The sequence below is a fragment of the Roseburia sp. AM51-8 genome (genome assembly GCF_003478275.1).
GTDB lineage: Bacteria > Bacillota > Clostridia > Lachnospirales > Lachnospiraceae > Pararoseburia > Pararoseburia lenta.
Genome location: NZ_QUEY01000002.1, coordinates 387926 through 405809 on the forward strand (window position 1 = coordinate 387926; position 17884 = coordinate 405809).

General features: G+C 43.1%; 16 protein-coding genes, 1 pseudogene and 1 other annotated feature. Of the genes and pseudogenes, 15 read left to right on the forward strand and 2 right to left on the reverse strand.

The window, feature by feature from the left end:
- Position 1 precedes the first annotated feature (1 nt).
- From DW996_RS05565 to DW996_RS05595, 6 genes are all read left to right on the forward strand, one after another.
- Positions 2 to 676, forward strand: a complete 675-nt coding sequence (locus tag DW996_RS05565; RefSeq protein ID WP_118535116.1) for a glycosyltransferase family 2 protein — start codon at positions 2 to 4, stop codon at positions 674 to 676.
- Entirely contained in the window at positions 673 to 1305 is a 633-nt protein-coding gene (locus DW996_RS05570; protein WP_118535117.1) for a hypothetical protein, read from the forward strand. The genes DW996_RS05565 and DW996_RS05570 overlap by 4 nt, the downstream gene beginning before the upstream one ends.
- Before the next feature lie 13 nt (positions 1306 to 1318).
- The gene (locus DW996_RS05575; RefSeq protein ID WP_118535118.1) at positions 1319 to 1948 is read left to right on the forward strand and encodes a hypothetical protein; all 630 of its coding nucleotides are present in this window, start codon (positions 1319 to 1321) and stop codon (positions 1946 to 1948) included.
- 53 nt (positions 1949 to 2001) lie between these two features.
- The gene (locus tag DW996_RS13255; protein ID WP_243098679.1) at positions 2002 to 3537 is read left to right on the forward strand and encodes an adenylyltransferase/cytidyltransferase family protein; all 1536 of its coding nucleotides are present in this window, start codon (positions 2002 to 2004) and stop codon (positions 3535 to 3537) included.
- Positions 3538 to 4041: 504 nt separating this feature from the next.
- A complete protein-coding gene (locus DW996_RS05590) occupies positions 4042 to 4308 on the forward strand; it encodes a helix-turn-helix domain-containing protein (RefSeq protein ID WP_158575229.1) in 267 nt (88 codons plus the stop codon).
- Between the two features lie 253 nt (positions 4309 to 4561).
- Positions 4562 to 5185, forward strand: coding sequence for a tetratricopeptide repeat protein (locus DW996_RS05595; RefSeq protein WP_158575231.1), 624 nt, complete (start codon positions 4562 to 4564; stop codon positions 5183 to 5185).
- Positions 5186 to 5324: 139 nt separating this feature from the next.
- Here the strand turns inward: DW996_RS05595 and DW996_RS05600 are convergent, their stop codons facing one another.
- A complete protein-coding gene (locus tag DW996_RS05600) occupies positions 5325 to 5663 on the reverse strand; it encodes a hypothetical protein (protein WP_118535122.1) in 339 nt (112 codons plus the stop codon).
- Between the two features lie 17 nt (positions 5664 to 5680).
- Entirely contained in the window at positions 5681 to 6610 is a 930-nt protein-coding gene (locus tag DW996_RS05605; protein ID WP_118535123.1) for a hypothetical protein, read from the reverse strand.
- A 396-nt stretch (positions 6611 to 7006) separates the two neighbouring features.
- Here DW996_RS05605 and rpmG point away from each other — a divergent pair, with 396 nt between their 5' ends.
- The 9 genes and pseudogenes from rpmG to rpoC all read left to right on the forward strand — a co-directional run bounded on the left by rpmG (position 7007) and on the right by rpoC (position 17868).
- Complete coding sequence (gene rpmG / locus DW996_RS05610) at positions 7007 to 7156, forward strand: 50S ribosomal protein L33 (RefSeq protein WP_118280366.1); 150 nt, start codon at positions 7007 to 7009, stop codon at positions 7154 to 7156.
- A 21-nt stretch (positions 7157 to 7177) separates the two neighbouring features.
- Positions 7178 to 7378: a preprotein translocase subunit SecE gene (gene secE / locus DW996_RS05615; protein ID WP_118535124.1), complete on the forward strand. Its 201-nt coding sequence runs from the start codon at positions 7178 to 7180 to the stop codon at positions 7376 to 7378.
- Between the two features lie 16 nt (positions 7379 to 7394).
- Positions 7395 to 7913 carry a transcription termination/antitermination protein NusG gene (nusG, locus tag DW996_RS05620; protein ID WP_118280364.1) on the forward strand — a complete coding sequence of 173 codons (519 nt, stop codon included), beginning with the start codon at positions 7395 to 7397 and terminating at the stop codon, positions 7911 to 7913.
- 14 nt (positions 7914 to 7927) lie between these two features.
- Positions 7928 to 8353: a 50S ribosomal protein L11 gene (rplK, locus tag DW996_RS05625; RefSeq protein WP_118280363.1), complete on the forward strand. Its 426-nt coding sequence runs from the start codon at positions 7928 to 7930 to the stop codon at positions 8351 to 8353.
- A 192-nt stretch (positions 8354 to 8545) separates the two neighbouring features.
- Positions 8546 to 9240, forward strand: a pseudogene (gene rplA / locus DW996_RS05630) (50S ribosomal protein L1).
- A gap of 28 nt (positions 9241 to 9268) precedes the next feature.
- Positions 9269 to 9415, forward strand: a sequence feature (ribosomal protein L10 leader region).
- 68 nt (positions 9416 to 9483) lie between these two features.
- Positions 9484 to 9990: a 50S ribosomal protein L10 gene (rplJ, locus tag DW996_RS05635; RefSeq protein WP_118280361.1), complete on the forward strand. Its 507-nt coding sequence runs from the start codon at positions 9484 to 9486 to the stop codon at positions 9988 to 9990.
- Between the two features lie 53 nt (positions 9991 to 10043).
- The gene (gene rplL / locus DW996_RS05640) at positions 10044 to 10418 is read left to right on the forward strand and encodes a 50S ribosomal protein L7/L12 (RefSeq protein ID WP_118280360.1); all 375 of its coding nucleotides are present in this window, start codon (positions 10044 to 10046) and stop codon (positions 10416 to 10418) included.
- A gap of 295 nt (positions 10419 to 10713) precedes the next feature.
- The gene (gene rpoB / locus DW996_RS05645) at positions 10714 to 14595 is read left to right on the forward strand and encodes a DNA-directed RNA polymerase subunit beta (RefSeq protein WP_118535125.1); all 3882 of its coding nucleotides are present in this window, start codon (positions 10714 to 10716) and stop codon (positions 14593 to 14595) included.
- Positions 14596 to 14613: 18 nt separating this feature from the next.
- A complete protein-coding gene (gene rpoC / locus DW996_RS05650; RefSeq protein WP_243098680.1) occupies positions 14614 to 17868 on the forward strand; it encodes a DNA-directed RNA polymerase subunit beta' in 3255 nt (1084 codons plus the stop codon).
- The last annotated feature ends 16 nt before the right edge of the window (positions 17869 to 17884 follow it).

A 17884-nucleotide genomic window follows, 5' to 3' on the forward strand; every position in this document is an offset into this window, starting at 1 on the left:
TATGATGCAACCAGATGTTTCCATTATTGTGCCAATACATAATTCTGAAAAATATATTGAAGAATGTATAAATAGTGCTGTTCGTCAATCATATAAGAATATAGAGATTATATGTGTTGGAGGATCAGGTGAAGATAATTCTGAAACTATAGTAAAAAAATATCAGAAAGAAGATGATAGAGTAAGACTTATTCTCGACAAAAACGGAAGTTATGGGCATAAAATAAACGTAGGCATGCAAAATGCGAATGGAAGGTATGTGGGTATTTTGGAAAGTGATGATTCCTTGCCCTATAATGCGATACAGATATTATTGGAACCAACAATATATGAAGATTATGACTATGTGGATGGAGATTATTTTAAAATATTTGACATTAGGGGACAACGCTACCAATATAGAGCAGAAAAATATCGGGATATCTTATGTAAGGACAAAAAATTGGAAGGGAAGGAAGCTCTGAAATCAGGAGTGGAATCTGAAATAACAGCGAATTGGACGGCTCTCTATAGAAAAGAATTTTTGGAGAAATACGAAATTTGGCATCAGGAGAGTCCGGGAGCATCTTTTCAGGATGTTTCATTTCGTTTTCTTGTTATAGCAATGGCAAAAAAACATATCATATTTCTCAAGGCGTTTATAATTATCGTATTGATAATGAACATTCTTCTGTGAAAAGTAAGTCGAAGGTATTTGCCATTTACGAGGAATATGAATATATAAAGAGATTTTTACAGAAAAAGAATTGCACGGATCAGGAAATATGGGATTATTATTATCTATGGAAGTACAGGGATTATTATTGGAATCTGACGCGCTTGGATGATAAAGAGAGAAATGATTTCTTGAAAACCTACGTTTCTGAGTTGGAAGATGATTTGAAAAAATGGAAGCAGTACAATACATATATAACAAAAGAGAGATGGAAATATTTGGTATTGCCATTAAGAGATAAGGAGATGCTTTTAAATGATATACGAAGTATACAATCATACTCTGTAGTCGAACATGTAAGACGAATTATTGATATGGCTGAGAATAAAGAGATTGTAATTGTTGGCTGTGGGGTATATGGTCGCCGTTTATTGGAGATATTTTCCAAAAGAGAAAAGGTTTATGCATGTGATAACGATTTCTTTAAGTGTGGAAAAAATTATCAAGGAATATGGATAGAATCTATGGACGAAGTGGTTGAAAAACATACAAAAGCGATCTATGTTATATCAAGTTCGAAGTATTTTGAAGAGTTAAAAAGTCAAGTGTTGAGTAGGGGAATTAGCCCAAAGCAAATTGTTGGTTTATAGTATTGGAAGAAAAATGACAGAACAAATGTTAACCAGCGGTCTTCTAAATTGGTATCCCTGGAGAGAAGGGGCCAGCGTACATTTTGTGGGAGATTGCTCGGAAGAATTCAAACAGGATATTATATCAAGGGGAGTTGTGGAGAAAACAACACCTCCCTTTGATTATGTTGTGGCAGTGCGTGCTTTGGAGCAATCGGAAAATCCGGAGGATACATTGCAGACATTAAAGAGTGACCTAAAGGTTGGTGGTCACCTTTTTTTGGCATGTGAAAATCGTTTGGGCTTACAGTATTTTGCGGGAGATTATGATCCATACACGAATCATGTCATGGATGGGATTGAGAATTACCCAGGACTGACAGAACAGAATCAAAAGGGAATGGAAGGCCGTTGTTACGCCAGATATGAAATAGAGAGGTTCTTGAAGAAAACTGGATTTGATGAATATCGGGGATACTCTATATTGCCGGGACTAATGATGCCTCAGCAGATTTACAGTTGGGATTATCTTCCGGAAGAGGATTTGGAGATTCGTTATACCGCATTATATCATCATCCGACGTCTGTTTTTATGGATGTGGCAAAGGTGTATAACAGTTTGATTCAAAATGGAATGTTTCATCAGATGGCAAATGCTACCTGATTGATTGCTGTATCGGTGACGAATTTTTTGAAGTAAAGCATGTGACCACGTCTATGGATCGAGGGAGAGATAACGCAGTAGCCACCGTTATATGTCAGAATGAGTTGGTGTACAAATTTGCGCTGTATCCGGAGGGATGTTCCCGCATAGACAAACTTCTGGAAAATGCTAAGGAGTTGGAAAAGAGAAATATCCCTGTGATTCCTATGGCACCCAAGACTATGGGTAAGTGTGAGGGAAAGGAATTGACGGGATGTTCGATGCCTTATATCCAGGCTCCTACAGTTATGCAGTACCTCAGAACACTGGTATATCAGGACAGGGAAAAATTTATTGAAAAAACGACTGAGTTTTTGGATAAGATTTTGGCGTCCTCATCAGAAGTTCCGGGAACAGAAAAAGAAGAATTAGCACCAATATATGAAAAGACATATATTGATTTGGTGCCATTGAATAGTTTTTATGTAAATGACACCTTTGTATTTTTTGACCAGGAATTTTGCGAAACCAAATATCCCATTGGCGTTGTGCTGGCCAGAACTTTGGATATTATTTATATGGGGGATAAGAGGATGAAAGAGATTGTGCCAATCTCATATTTTTCTACCTGCTATGGATTGGAACGGAAAATGCCTGTATATCGCGCAATGGGGGATAAGTATATAAAAGAACTACGTAATAGGGAGAGATTAATATCTTACAACAGTCGACATTTGGTGGATTATTCCTTGATAGATGTGAATCGGCAGAAAATAAATTATTCTGCAGCGGATTATCAAAGGATTTTCGTGGATTTGATGTGGGATGTTAGGAATAAGAAAATTTTTGTCTTTGGAAGCGGAGTTTGGGCAAAGAAATTTATTGCTGAATATGGGGAGGTGGTTCATATTGAAGCATTGTTGGATAACAACTGGGAAAAACAGGGACAGTTTGTTGATGGGGTGAAAGTGGAATCCCCCGATGTTTTGGTGGATATGAATCCGGATGATTATAAAGTTTTTCTTTGTATCAAACAGTTTAGCACAGTGCTTAGGCAGTTGCTGGATGCCGGAGTGAAAAACTATGGGATATATAATCCAAATATTGAACGACCTGCCGTAGCCAATCTAAATGATGATGTGCAAGAGATTGCTCGGAAAGAGGAGGCTGCTGATATAAAACCGAAGAAATATCATCTTGGTTATATTGCTGGTGTTTTTGATTTGTTCCATATTGGGCATCTTAATCTACTCCGGCGGGCAAAGGAACAATGCGATATCTTACTTGTAGGGGTTGTCTCCGATGAACAGGCGAGGTCAGGGAAGGCGCATGCACCGTATGTGGGGCAGCAGGAACGAAAGGAAATTGTTCAGGCGTGTAAGTATGTAGACAAAACTTTTATTTTGCCGGTTGCAGCGGCAGGAACTAGAGATGTATACCGGAAATATCATTTTGATGTTCAATTTTCAGGTAGTGATTATGAGCATGACGCTAGTTGGCTTACCGAGCAGGCTTGGCTTCGTTCCCAGGGTTCCGATATTGTTTTCTTTCCTTACACCGAAACGACAAGTTCTACTAAATTGAAAGAGGTTATAGAAGCAAGGAGTTGATATTGTGTCGCATTGGTTGCTAGGATTAACGAAAAAATAAAGCATATCCTTATGTTAGCCGGGATTGAATAAACTACGGAAACTGTAGAAAAGTGTCACGAATGAAAAAATGCTTTGAAGGATGCTATAATCCAGTCAAAGCATTTTTTCTATGTATGCGAGAATTGTGTACGGTTGTGAATACAGAGTACAAGAAGTATGAGTTATGGGTCAAGGATCATGATCAGATGCAGACGAATATGGATGCATTAAATTCGGTTGTTTCTCAACATACAGAGCAAATTTTTGAACTTCAACAAGTTTGTGGGTTATAGATGAGTATCATTTATGAATTCTTGCCTTATACAATGTTCCCAGAGGAAACATGTATGGAAAGGAGGTAAGGGGTTATGACAAATGAAGAATTGCTAGTTTTTGCCCCTTTTTTCCACCTTGTCAACTTCCGCATTAGAGTGGTATACTCCTATCAAAGCATTGTTTATGCGAACTGAAAGTGAGGATGACATGGATTACACAATTAACACATCCCAAGAGAAGGTACTGATAGAAAAAGCCTCTCAGCAATTGAATGATCGTTTGATTGACGAACTTGTAGCAATCCGAAAAGAGATGGATTTGACACAGCAGGACATTTCTGACAAAACAGGAATCAATCGAGCTAATGTGGCACGCATTGAAAACAAGAAGCATATCACTTCCATGGAGGTACTTGTCAAATATGCAAACTGTCTCGACAAGGATATACGAGTTAGTTTGGTGGATCGTCAATAAAAAACGGCGGATTCGGGATAACCTGAATTCGTCGTTTTTTCTATTACACAAGTATAATTCCCAGCAAAAAGCATAACTGTGCCACGAGATTCGTGCATTGCTCGATCCAGTTGCTTTTGACATCGGTTTTCATATAAGGATCTTTTTTTCTTTCATTATGCATATTGAAAACCTCATCATTTTATTCGTTTATACCTTAGCACATTTGTGGTACAATAGGAACACTTATTATGAAGGAAAGATGGGAGACATCATGGATACATTGGCGAAAGATTTTTTTGTGGAAGATTATATTGGCGATAAAGAAGATGTATTGCGTAGCATCGAACTGCTGCAAATGGAATTAGACAATTTCGTAAATCAGCATACCGATGAGGATTTGCAGGAGGCAGCACCGGAAGTGCAAAATGAAGTTGGATATTTGCTCTATACACTTGGAAAAAGTTTCTATATGATAGAGGATTATGCGACGGCTGCGCAGTATTTTGAGACGGGCTTAGCATTCAACTTAAATACAGAGGACGAATTTGTTATTGAGATGGTGAAGGGCTACGGCTTATCTTTACTTAACAGTGGTCAGGGGAAGGAAGGTATCGTTCTCGAGGCTGTATATGACGATTTTGGTAAATATGCCGATTTTTGCATGATTATGGGATTGGTTTATTTTGAACAGAACCAATTTGAACAGGCCGTGATCGAGTTTGCAAAGGCCACAAATGAGCGCCCGGATGCGATTGAGGGAAGCAATGCTTTTCTTTCGTATTATTATGCCGGTCAGTGTCGTGAAAAGCAGCACCGTATGGATGAAGCAAAAGAATTTTATAGAAAAGCGGGTCATTATGAGCCGGCGAAGGAGCGATTGGAGCGTATTGGATGATTTGGGTTTGATTTTTGTTTAAAACATGAAGAAGAACGTAAAAAAAATCGCCCGACGTGGGTATGAATGTGTAAAAGCAGATCATACCTACATCGAGCGAATGAGGAAAATGTGTAACATTCTGAAAGAAGAGAATGTCTTATAGAGCCTGGTCAATGAGCATTCCGGCATAAGCACTTGGGGCATATGGTGCCACAAAGGTTTTGCCGGGATTTTTATATTCTACAATTACTTTGTTGATGTAGCGCATCGGATCAATAGAGATGCGGTTGACTTCACCGGACAACGCACTCTTAAACTGATTCAACGTGTTAAAATGCTCGGAAGCATCATTTCCTGAGATGGCAGCAGAGAACTGCTCTTGATTCAGCTGTAAATGTCTGCTTTCATTAGAGGAAATGCCAACAGCAGCAAGTGCATCAGAAAAATGATTACTGATGGCAGAAACCTCGTTTAACAGGCGGTGGCTGCCATGCAATGTGGCATATTTGCTTCCTACATCATATAACTTATTGTATGCGCCCAGTAAATTGTCAATGCCTCGGTAATGGCGGCAGTGCTTGCTTGGAATCCGATATGGACTGGCTTGCCTGCATCTGCGGAGGTCTTATGCATTGTCACTTCAAAAGAGCGATTGATGGTAAAGGTATTTGACAAAGATGAGTGCTCCTGTCCGTTTAAACGGAAAACAGAGTTGGTTGCAGGCGTCGTAATATGTGAAATACCAAGGGTGTTGATTTCGTTCCAAGAACTTCCGGACTGAATGGAGAAAATGGATGTTTCATCTGCAGAAAGTCCGGTTTGTTTGGATTGGATGCTAAGGGCACTCTCGCCTCGGCGATTTAACTTTACTTCTGCAATCAGACCGATGTCGGACTGGTTGATCAAACGGGCGATTTTGCTCTGGACGTCAAAGTTGTTATCACCAGGATTGACATTGAACTGGAATTCATAGGAATTCGTTGGCATGTCCAAATCAAAGGAATAAGTTCCCTCTTCAAAGCTATAATCATTGCGGCGCAGATAATGACCTTCGTTGGTCTGTGGTCCGGCCAGAGAAATGACTTCCATATCGAAGCCGTTTTGTTCCTGGTCAGCATCGTTGCCTACAAAATGTACAGAAATGGTATCTTCATCAGAGGATACTGCCACTTTTTTCTTGAGCATAGATGCAATATCATCCCCGTCATCATTGAGCGCAGAAATGGCGCTTTGCAGCTGGTGTGCATTGGCCTTGATATCGATAGCAAATTCTTTGACATCCCCCGTCTGCGTAATCTTATATAGAGGGGATTCCTTGTTTGTCTTTATGATGTTGTTGTAAAGAGAGCGTAATTCACTCTTCTTATGGGAATCATAACGAGAACCTGTGGCCTTGCCATAGGTAGACAATAGATAATTGTAAGCGGCATCAATGCGTGCCATAAGACATCCCCTCCTTTCTTCCTTGAAATACGCTGCAAAACAATAAGAGAAACAATCCATGTTTCTATGGTGTTCTGTAGGCAGGGTATAAAAATCCATTTATTCACTTATATTATAGTACGGAAATGCCGGCTTGTCATCCACAAAATATGGAAACTTCTTATTTATAATGCGGATATAAAGTGTTATGATCACATTACGAAGCCAAAGGAGTGATGGCGCGGATTTTTACGGAAAAAACTTTCTGTGAAAAAACGCTTATGAAAAACAAAAAATATATTGACGGAAAAGCAAGGGCTATGGTATAGTTGTTAAGCGACGGAAGTAGGTCTTTTTTTTATGCCTAAATTTCTGGCATAGAAAAACACAAGAAAAATTTAAGTGGAGGTGGAAGTTGTGCGCACGAAAATAACATTGGCATGCACAGAATGTCAGCAGCGTAACTACAATACGACAAAAGACAAGAAAACTCATCCAGATCGTATGGAAACGAGCAAGTACTGTAAGTTCTGTAAGAAACACACTTTACACAAAGAAACCAAGTAATTGGGGTAAAGGAGAGTTGATATGGCAGACACAGAAAAGAAAAGCATGTCCCAGCGCTTTGCAGGTCTGAAGACAGAGTTCTCAAAGATCATCTGGCCGGACGGCTCATCGGTTGGGAAGCAGACGGTAGCAGTTGTTGCTACGTCAGTTGTAGTTGCATTTATCATCGTAATCCTGGATTACGTGATTCAGTATGGCGTTGATTTTCTAGTGAAATTATAATGGAGGCAGAAGTATTATGGCAGAGGCACACTGGTATGTAGTCCATACCTACTCAGGTTATGAGAATAAAGTCAAAGCGAATATTGACAAGACCATCGAGAATCGTCATTTGGAAGATCAGATTATTGAGGTTCGTGTTCCTATGCAGGATGTCACAGAATTGAAAGATGGTGTTAGAAAAACATCTTCCAAGAAGATGTTCCCGGGATATGTTCTGATCAATATGGTCATGAACGATGACACATGGTATGTGGTCAGAAATACCAGAGGCGTGACAGGGTTCGTTGGACCAGGAAGCAAGCCTGTACCACTTACAGATGCTGAAATGAGACCACTGGGGATCAAAACAGACAATGTGGTCGTTGACTTTGATGAAGGTGATACCGTTGCTGTTATCGGCGGTGTTTGGAAAGATACCGTTGGTGTTATTCAGACAATGAATCACAACAAGCAGAGCGTGACGATCAATGTAGAACTGTTCGGTCGTGAAACACCGGTCGAGATCAGTTTTGCGGATGTTAAGAAAATGAATTAAGGAGGAACAATCCAATGGCAAAGAAAATCGAAGGATATATTAAGTTGCAGATTCCTGCTGGTAAAGCTACACCTGCACCACCAGTTGGCCCTGCACTTGGACAGCATGGTGTAAACATTGTAGAGTTTACAAAGCAGTTTAACGCAAAGACAGCTGATATGGGAGATACTGTTATCCCTGTTGTAATCACTGTTTATGCAGACAGAAGTTTTAGTTTCATCACTAAGACACCGCCAGCAGCAGTTATGATCAAGAAGGCTGCTAAGATCCAGTCCGGATCAGGCGAACCGAACAAGAAAAAGGTTGCTAAGATCACAAAGGCTCAGGTAAAGGAAATTGCTGAGACAAAACTTCCTGACCTGAACGCAGCAACAGTTGAGGCTGCTATGAGCATGATCGAAGGAACAGCGCGCAGTATGGGCGTTGAGGTGACCGAATAGGCCGAAAGCAACTTAATGAGAGCGGGCGTAAGCACAGCTCGAATTTAGTGCGAGGTCGTTCTTTGAGATTAACGAGAGCGAGCGTAAGCGATGCTCGAGTTTAGCGAAAAGAACTTCCTTATTTGCGCGATTTAAAACAAGTTGAAACAGTGGGAGGGACCTCTCCCGATACTACCACAGGAGGTAAATAGAATGAAAAGAGGAAAGAAATACGTTGAGGCTGCAAAGTCATACGACAAGTCAGCTCAATTTGAAACAGCAGAAGCAATCGCTCAAGTAAAGAAGAATGCTACTGCTAAGTTTGATGAGACAATCGAGGCTCATATCAGAACCGGTTGTGACGGACGTCATGCAGAACAGCAGATCCGTGGTGCTGTAGTTTTACCACATGGTACAGGTAAGGCTGTCAAGGTTTTAGTATTCGCTAAGGGTGCTAAGGCTGATGAGGCTACTGCAGCAGGCGCAGATTTCGTTGGAGCAGATGAACTGATCCCAAGAATCCAGAACGATGGATGGTTGGACTTTGATGTAGTTGTTGCTACACCTGACATGATGGGTGTTGTAGGTCGTTTGGGACGTGTACTTGGACCTAAGGCTTAATGCCAAACCCAAAGGCAGGAACAGTTACTATGGATGTAACCAAGGCTGTCAACGATATCAAGGCTGGTAAGATTGAGTACAGATTGGATAAGACCAATATTATCCATGTGCCAATTGGAAAAGCTTCCTTTACAGAGGAACAATTAGCGGACAACTTCCAGACCCTTATGGATGCCATTAACAAGGCTAAGCCAAGCAGTCTTAAGGGCCAGTACATTAAGAGCATTTCTTTGGCTCCTACAATGGGACCTGGCGTTAAGGTAAATGTTGCAAAAGTTGCACAGTAGTTATTGACATTCGTATAATACAATGATATAATGCGAAAGCATGTTGCCGAAGACAGTAGGTGCCGCAAGGCATAACGTATACGACCTACCGAGGACAGTCGATCGTTTTTAAACGATATGATTATGATTTTTTGAGCCTCTTTGTCTAGCACAGAGAGGCTTTTGTTTTGCCTGTTGGCAGGACATCAGATAAAATCTCCAAAGTCTAAGCAAGATGAAATAAAATAAGGAGGTACACGAAACGTGGCAAAAGTTGAATTAAAGCAGCCGGTCATTGACGAGATCTCAGCAAACATCAAAGACGCACAGTCTGTAGTTGTTGTTGATTATCGTGGATTGACGGTAGCAGAAGACACACAGTTACGTAAGGAATTAAGAGAAGCAGGCGTTACTTACAAGGTATACAAGAACACAATGATGAACTTTGCTTTCAAGGGAACTGACTATGAAAGCCTGGCTCCAGTGTTAGAAGGACCTAGCGCTATTGCTATTTCTACAGAAGATGCGACAGCTCCTGCACGTATCCTTGCTAAGTTTGCAAAGACAGCACCTGCACTTGAAATCAAGGCTGGTGTCGTAGAAGGTACATTCTATGATGCAAACGGAATGCAGGCAGTAGCAGCAGTTCCGTCAAGAGACGAATTGTTGTCCAAGTTACTTGGAAGCTTGCAGTCACCTATCACAAATCTGGCTAGAGTTCTTAACCAGATCGCTGAGCAGGGCGGCGAAGCACCGGCAACAGAAGAGTAATCACTTCATTAAAAAGAAATTATTAAATCAAATTTAAAACGGAGGAAATTATCATGGCAAAGATGACAACAGAAGAATTTATCGAAGCTATCAAAGAGTTAAGCGTATTAGAGTTAAATGACTTAGTAAAGGCTTGTGAAGAAGAGTTTGGCGTATCTGCAGCAGCAGGCGTTGTAGTAGCAGCAGCAGGCGGAGACGCAGCAGCAGCTGAAGAGAAGGACGAGTTCGATGTAGAACTTACAGAAGTAGGTCCTAACAAGGTTAAGGTTATCAAGGTTGTTCGTGAAGCAACTGGTCTTGGCTTGAAGGAAGCTAAGGAATTAGTTGATGGCGCTCCTAAGATCGTTAAGGAAGCAGCTGACAAGGCTACAGCAGAAGACATCAAGACTAAGTTAGAAGCAGAAGGCGCTAAGGTTACATTAAAGTAATTCCCGCCTGATGGCATAATTAGTATTGCAAGCAGAGACACCAGGGTTATTCGTGATCCTGGTGTCTTTTTGTGTGATGGGATTTTTCCGTGGGATTCCCTATTACACAAAAGGCCCTAACGTGCCAAAAATCCGCACAATGCAAAAAAATGGCAATTTGTCAAGTGAAAAGTGAAAAAGTTCTTGCATCCTGAGAGAAATTGTTGTATAGTATAGGATGCTTTATTGTGGTGCAATGGGAATTTTATGCCCATTTTTCAATAGACTTAAAATATAAACGAGAGGTGAAACGTCAATGGAGAAAAACAGAATACGTCCAGTCAAGTCTGGAAAAAGCATGCGTATGAGTTACTCGAGACAAAAAGAGGTATTGGAGATGCCTAACCTGATTGAGATCCAAAGGGATTCTTATCAGTGGTTCCTCGATGAGGGATTAAAAGAAGTCTTCGATGATATCTCTCCGATCGCTGATTACAGCGGTCAGTTAAGCTTGGAGTTTGTTGATTTTACATTATGCAAAGATGATGTGAAATATACAATTCCACAGTGTAAGGAAAGAGACGCGACATATGCTGCTCCTTTGAAAGTAAAGGTTCGTCTTTACAACAAAGAGACCGACGAGATCAACGAGCACGAGATCTTTATGGGAGATCTGCCTTTGATGACAGAGACAGGTACCTTTGTGATCAATGGTGCAGAGCGTGTCATCGTCAGCCAGTTAGTTCGTTCCCCGGGAATCTATTATGCAATCGGACACGACAAGGTAGGTAAAGAATTGTATTCTTGTACCGTGATCCCGAATCGTGGTGCTTGGCTCGAGTATGAGACAGACTCTAATGACGTTTTCTATGTTCGTGTTGATAGAACCAGAAAAGTGCCGATCTCTGTATTGATCCGTGCACTTGGTGTTGGTACCAACCAGCAGATCATCGATCTGTTCGGTGAGGAGCCAAAACTCCTTGCATCTTTTGGCAAGGATCCATCTATTACGGAAAAAGAACCAAACGGTTCTTACGAAGGCGGTCTTTTGGAATTATACCGCAAGATCCGTCCGGGCGAACCGCTTACCGTGGAAAGTGCAGAAAGCCTGATTTCTGCTATGTTCTTTGACCCAAGACGTTATGACCTTGCAAAGGTAGGACGTTACAAGTTCAACAAGAAATTAGCACTCCGCAACCGTATCAACGGACAGATTCTCGCAGAGGACGTAGTGGACGAGACTACAGGCGAGATTCTTGCAGAGGCAGGTAAGGTCGTAAACCGTGAACTGGCAGATGCTATCCAGAATGCAGCCGTACCATATGTATGGGTACAGGCTGAGGAGAGAAATGTCAAAGTTCTTTCCAATATGATGGTAGATATCAGCAATTATGTTGACTTCGATACCAAGGCATTGGGCGTAAACGAACTCGTTTACTATCCGGTTTTGGCGCAGATCTTAGAAGAGAATGAGACAGCAGAAGACCTTGCTGATGCAATCAAGAAGAATATCCATGACCTGATCCCGAAGCATATTACAAGAGAGGATATCTTCGCATCCATCAACTACAATATGCACTTAGAGTATGGCGTTGGTCATGATGACGATATCGACCATTTGGGCAACCGTCGTATCCGCGCGGTCGGCGAATTGTTACAGAACCAGTATCGTATCGGTCTTTCCCGTCTGGAAAGAGTGGTACGTGAACGTATGACAACACAGGATCTGGAAGGCATTTCACCACAGAGCCTGATCAACATCAAGCCGGTAACGGCAGCAGTGAAGGAGTTCTTCGGATCTTCCCAGTTGTCACAGTTCATGGATCAGAACAACCCACTTGGCGAGTTGACCCACAAGAGACGTTTATCCGCATTGGGACCTGGTGGTCTGTCAAGAGACCGTGCCGGATTCGAGGTTCGAGACGTACACTATTCTCACTACGGTAGAATGTGCCCTATCGAGACCCCTGAAGGACCAAACATCGGTTTGATCAACTCTCTGGCTAGTTATGCACGTATCAACGAGTATGGTTTCATCGAGGCACCATATCGTAAGATCGACAAGAGCGACCCACAGAATCCGCGTGTTACGGATGAAGTTGTATATATGACAGCAGACGAAGAAGACAATTACCATGTAGCACAGGCGAACGAGAAACTGGATGAGGAAGGACATTTTGTACGTAATTCCGTTTCCGGTCGTTTCCGCGAGGAGACCCAGGAGTACGATAAGCTCATGTTTGATTACATGGACGTATCTCCTAAGATGGTATTCTCTGTCGCTACAGCATTGATCCCGTTCCTGCAGAACGATGATGCTAACCGTGCGCTGATGGGATCCAACATGCAGCGTCAGGCAGTGCCACTTCTTACTACAGAAGCACCTGTTGTCGGAACCGGTATGGAGCCAAAGGCAGCAGTCGATTCCGGTGTCTGCGTTGTTGCAAAGCACGCAGGTGTGGTAGAGCGTTCTGAGTCCAACCGCATCATCATCCGCACAGAAGATGGTGACAAGGATGAGTATATCCTGACAAAGTTCTCTCGAAGCAACCAGTCAAACTGCTACAACCAGCGTCCGATCGTATTCAAGGGCGATCATGTCGAAGAAGGCGAGGTTATCGCAGACGGACCTTCTACATCCAAGGGCGAACTTGCACTTGGTAAGAACCCTCTGATTGGTTTCATGACTTGGGAAGGTTACAACTACGAGGATGCGGTTCTTCTTTCAGAGAGATTGGTACAGGATGATGTTTACACATCTATCCATATGGAAGAATACGAAGTAGAAGCCAGAGATACCAAACTTGGACCGGAAGAGATCACAAGAGACGTTCCGGGTGTCGGTGATGACGCACTCAAGGATCTGGATGAAAATGGTATCATCCGTATCGGTGCAGAAGTCCGTGCCGGAGATATCCTGGTCGGAAAGGTTACTCCAAAGGGAGAGACAGAACTGACCGCAGAGGAAAGATTGCTCCGTGCCATCTTTGGTGAAAAAGCAAGAGAAGTCCGTGATACATCCCTTAAGGTGCCACACGGCGAATACGGTATTATCGTAGATGCCAAGGTATTTACCCGTGAAAACGGTGATGAACTGTCACCGGGCGTAAACAAGGCAGTCCGCATCTATATCGCACAGAAGAGAAAGATCTCTGTCGGTGATAAGATGGCTGGTCGTCATGGTAACAAGGGTGTCGTTTCCCGCGTGCTTCCTGTAGAAGATATGCCATTCTTGCCAAACGGTCGTCCGCTTGACATCGTGCTGAACCCACTGGGTGTACCTTCTCGTATGAATATCGGTCAGGTCCTGGAGATCCATCTTAGCCTTGCAGCAAAGGCACTGGGCTTCAATATCGAGACACCGGTATTTGATGGCGCAAAGGAAATCGATATTCAGGATACTTTGGAACTTTCCAACGACTATGTAAACATGGAGTGGGATGAGTTCGAAGCAAAATATAAAGATCAGTTGCGTGATGATGTCATGCAGTATTTATCTGATAACAGAGAACACAGAGAACTGTGGAAGGGCGTTAAGTTAGGACGCGACGGAAAGGTACAGTTGCGTGATGGACGTACAGGTGAGGAATTTGATTCACCGGTAACCATCGGACACATGCATTACCTGAAGTTGCACCACTTGGTAGACGATAAGATCCATGCTCGTTCTACCGGTCCTTACTCATTGGTTACACAGCAGCCACTTGGTGGTAAGGCACAGTTCGGTGGACAGCGTTTCGGAGAAATGGAAGTTTGGGCACTCGAGGCTTATGGTGCTTCTTACACATTGCAGGAGATTCTGACAATGAAGTCCGATGACGTTGTAGGACGTGTTAAGACATATGAAGCCATTATCAAGGGCGAGAATATCCCTGAACCGGGTATTCCAGAGTCATTCAAGGTGCTCCTCAAGGAATTACAGGCTCTGGGTCTGGATGTCAAAGTCTTAGACGAAGACAGAAACGAAGTACAGTTGATGGAGACCAGCGAATATGGCAATACAGACATCAATGCTATCATTGCCGGAGATAAGAACTTCGCATTTGAAAGCAGCGAATCTTTTGCAAAGAGTGGATTTACCAAGCAGGAATTCGATGCAGACAGCGAAGAGTTAGTCAACATTGAGGATGAGGAAGAAGAGCCGGATATGGATGCTTTTTCTGATGATTTCGATGGAGACGATCTTGGCGACGAATAGTAAGAAGGGAGATTAGCAATGCCAGAAGCAATGAATAAAGAAGCAACAAATCAGCCAATAGAATTTGATGCAATTCAGATTGGCTTGGCATCACCGGAAAAGATCAGAGAGTGGTCCAGAGGCGAAGTAAAGAAGCCTGAGACGATCAACTACAGAACTTTGAAGCCGGAAAAGGACGGATTATTCTGTGAAAAGATCTTCGGACCGAGCAAGGACTGGGAATGCCATTGTGGTAAATACAAGAAGATTCGCTATAAGGGTGTAGTCTGCGACCGTTGTGGTGTTGAGATCACAAAGGCAAGTGTTCGTAGAGAGCGTATGGGACATATCGAACTGGCAGCTCCTGTATCTCATATCTGGTACTTCAAGGGTATCCCATCCCGTATGGGACTGATCCTTGATCTGTCACCAAGAACACTGGAAAAGGTATTGTATTTTGCATCTTATATCGTACTTGATGCAGGAGACACACCTCTTATGTATAAACAGGTATTGTCAGAGCAGGAATATCAGGATGCCAGAGAGCAGTACGGCTCAACCTTCAAGGTGGGTATGGGTGCTGAGGCGATCCAGAAATTGCTCCGCGATATCGATCTGGAAAAAGATGCGGCTGAACTGAAAGCAGAACTCAAGACTGCTACCGGTCAGAAGCGCGCCAGAGTCATCAAGAGACTGGAAGTTGTAGAAGCATTCCGCGAGTCAGGCAACAAGCCGGAGTGGATGATCCTTACCGTTATCCCGGTTATCCCACCGGATCTTCGTCCGATGGTACAGTTGGATGGTGGACGTTTCGCGACATCCGATCTGAACGACTTGTATCGTCGTATCATTAACCGTAACAACCGTTTGAGAAGACTGCTTGAACTGGGCGCACCAGACATCATCGTTCGTAATGAAAAGCGTATGTTACAGGAAGCGGTTGACGGACTGATCGACAATGGTCGTAGAGGCCGTCCGGTTACAGGCCCTGGAAACAGAGCCCTCAAGTCTTTGTCAGATATGTTAAAGGGTAAATCAGGACGTTTCCGTCAGAACCTGCTCGGAAAGCGTGTTGACTATTCTGGACGTTCCGTTATCGTCGTAGGACCGGAACTTAAGATTTATCAGTGTGGTCTTCCGAAAGAGATGGCGATCGAACTTTTCAAGCCTTTCGTTATGAAAGAGTTGGTTGCTAACGGAACTGCACACAACATCAAGAATGCAAAGAAGATGGTCGAGAAGTTACAGCCAGAGGTCTGGGATGTACTCGAGGAAGTGATCAAAGAGCACCCGGTTATGTTAAACCGTGCTCCTACACTGCATAGACTTGGTATTCAGGCGTTTGAGCCAATCCTTGTAGAAGGCAAGGCAATCAAGTTACATCCACTGGTATGTACTGCATTCAACGCCGATTTCGATGGTGACCAGATGGCTGTCCATCTTCCACTTACTGCGGAGGCACAGGCAGAATGTCGTTTCATGCTCCTGTCTCCGAACAACCTGCTGAAACCATCTGATGGTGGTCCGGTAGCCGTTCCTTCACAGGATATGGTACTTGGTATCTACTATCTGACCATGGATCGTCTGGCAGATCATTCCAAGGAAGAGGGCATTACGACTGTTTCTGATAAGGTATATACTGACGCAGAGGACATCAAGGCAGACATTAATGCAGATGTCATCGACATTGATGATATGATCCATTTTGAGGATGTGACAGACGGTAACCGTCATGTCATCTGTAGAGCAAGAGACATACTTGGACATTATTACCCAAGTATGAACCAGGCACTGTTGGCATATGAAAATAAAGAGATCACATTGCATCAGGTCATTTACGTTCATAAGAGCGTGACACTTGCAGACGGAAGCGTTGTAGAAGGCAATGTAAAGACAACCTTGGGTCGCTTGATCTTTAATGAGATCATTCCACAGGATCTGGGATTTGTTGACCGCAGCAAGCCGGAAAATGCACTCCGCTATGAGATTGAGTTCCATGTTGGTAAGAAGGGATTAAAGCAGATCCTGGAAAAGGTTATCAATACACATGGAGCAACCAAGACGGCAGAAGTATTGGATGATATCAAGGCTATGGGTTACAAGTACTCTACAAGAGCAGCCATGACCGTATCTATTTCCGATATGACCGTGCCGCCACAGAAGCCACAGATGATCGCTGATACAGAAAAGACAGTTGACCGTATCACGATGAAATATAAGAGAGGTCTTTTGACAGAAGAAGAACGTTACAGAGACGTTGTTGAGACATGGAAAAAGACTGATGATGAGTTGACAGAAGCCCTGCTTTCCGGATTGGATAAGTACAACAACATCTTTATGATGGCGGATTCCGGAGCCCGTGGTTCTGACAAGCAGATCAAACAGCTTGCCGGTATGCGTGGTTTGATGGCGGATACAACCGGTCGTACGATCGAACTTCCTATCAAGTCAAACTTCCGTGAAGGTCTGGACGTATTGGAGTACTTCATGTCAGCGCATGGTGCTAGAAAGGGTATGTCCGATACAGCCCTTCGTACCGCCGATTCCGGATACCTGACCAGACGTATGGTTGACGTATCACAGGAACTTATCGTTCGTGAATCTGATTGTAATGCTGGAAAAGATCGTGAGATCCCTGGTACTTACATCACAGCATTCATGGATGGTCGTGAAGAGATCGAGAGTCTGGAAGAACGTATCACAGGCAGATTTTCGTGCGAGACGATCTGCGATGCTGATGGCAATGTGATCGTTAAGGCAAACCACATGATCACACCAAAGCGTGCACATGCGATCGTTACAGTTGGTGTGGATGAGAACGGAAAAGAGATCACACGCGTGAAGATCCGTAACATCCTTACCTGCCGTTCACATGTCGGCGTTTGTGCTAAGTGTTACGGTGCCAACATGGCAACCGGTCAGGCAGTACAGGTCGGTGAAGCAATCGGTATCATCGCAGCACAGTCTATCGGTGAACCTGGTACACAGCTTACCATGAGAACCTTCCATAGTGGTGGTGTTGCCGGAAACGATATCACACAGGGTCTTCCTCGTGTCGAAGAATTGTTTGAGGCAAGAAAGCCAAAGGGACTTGCAATCATCACAGAATTTGCCGGTACAGCAGAGATCAAAGATACGAAGAAGAAGCGTGAAGTTATCGTTACCAATAAGGAAACCGGAGAAAGCAAGGCTTATCTGATCCCTTATGGTTCACGTATCAAGATCGTAGACGGACAGGAACTGGAAGCCGGTGACGAACTGACAGAAGGTTCTATCAACCACATGATCTCTTAAAGATCAAGGGCGTGCG

Excerpts from the sequence above, each read along its gene's own strand:
- DW996_RS05575 (WP_118535118.1), top strand. The coding sequence starts at position 1,319 with ATGACAGAACAAATGTTAACCAGCGGTCTTCTAAATTGGTATCCCTGG.
- nusG (WP_118280364.1), top strand. The coding sequence starts at position 7,395 with ATGGCAGAGGCACACTGGTATGTAGTCCATACCTACTCAGGTTATGAG.
- rpoB (WP_118535125.1), top strand. The coding sequence starts at position 10,714 with ATGGAGAAAAACAGAATACGTCCAGTCAAGTCTGGAAAAAGCATGCGT.
- rplK (WP_118280363.1), top strand. The coding sequence starts at position 7,928 with ATGGCAAAGAAAATCGAAGGATATATTAAGTTGCAGATTCCTGCTGGT.
- DW996_RS05590 (WP_158575229.1), top strand. The coding sequence starts at position 4,042 with ATGGATTACACAATTAACACATCCCAAGAGAAGGTACTGATAGAAAAA.
- DW996_RS05595 (WP_158575231.1), top strand. The coding sequence starts at position 4,562 with ATGGATACATTGGCGAAAGATTTTTTTGTGGAAGATTATATTGGCGAT.
- DW996_RS05605 (WP_118535123.1), bottom strand. The coding sequence starts at position 6,610 with ATGGCACGCATTGATGCCGCTTACAATTATCTATTGTCTACCTATGGC.
- DW996_RS05565 (WP_118535116.1), top strand. The coding sequence starts at position 2 with ATGATGCAACCAGATGTTTCCATTATTGTGCCAATACATAATTCTGAA.
- secE (WP_118535124.1), top strand. The coding sequence starts at position 7,178 with ATGGCAGACACAGAAAAGAAAAGCATGTCCCAGCGCTTTGCAGGTCTG.
- DW996_RS13255 (WP_243098679.1), top strand. The coding sequence starts at position 2,002 with ATGGATCGAGGGAGAGATAACGCAGTAGCCACCGTTATATGTCAGAAT.
- rplL (WP_118280360.1), top strand. The coding sequence starts at position 10,044 with ATGGCAAAGATGACAACAGAAGAATTTATCGAAGCTATCAAAGAGTTA.
- rpoC (WP_243098680.1), top strand. The coding sequence starts at position 14,614 with ATGCCAGAAGCAATGAATAAAGAAGCAACAAATCAGCCAATAGAATTT.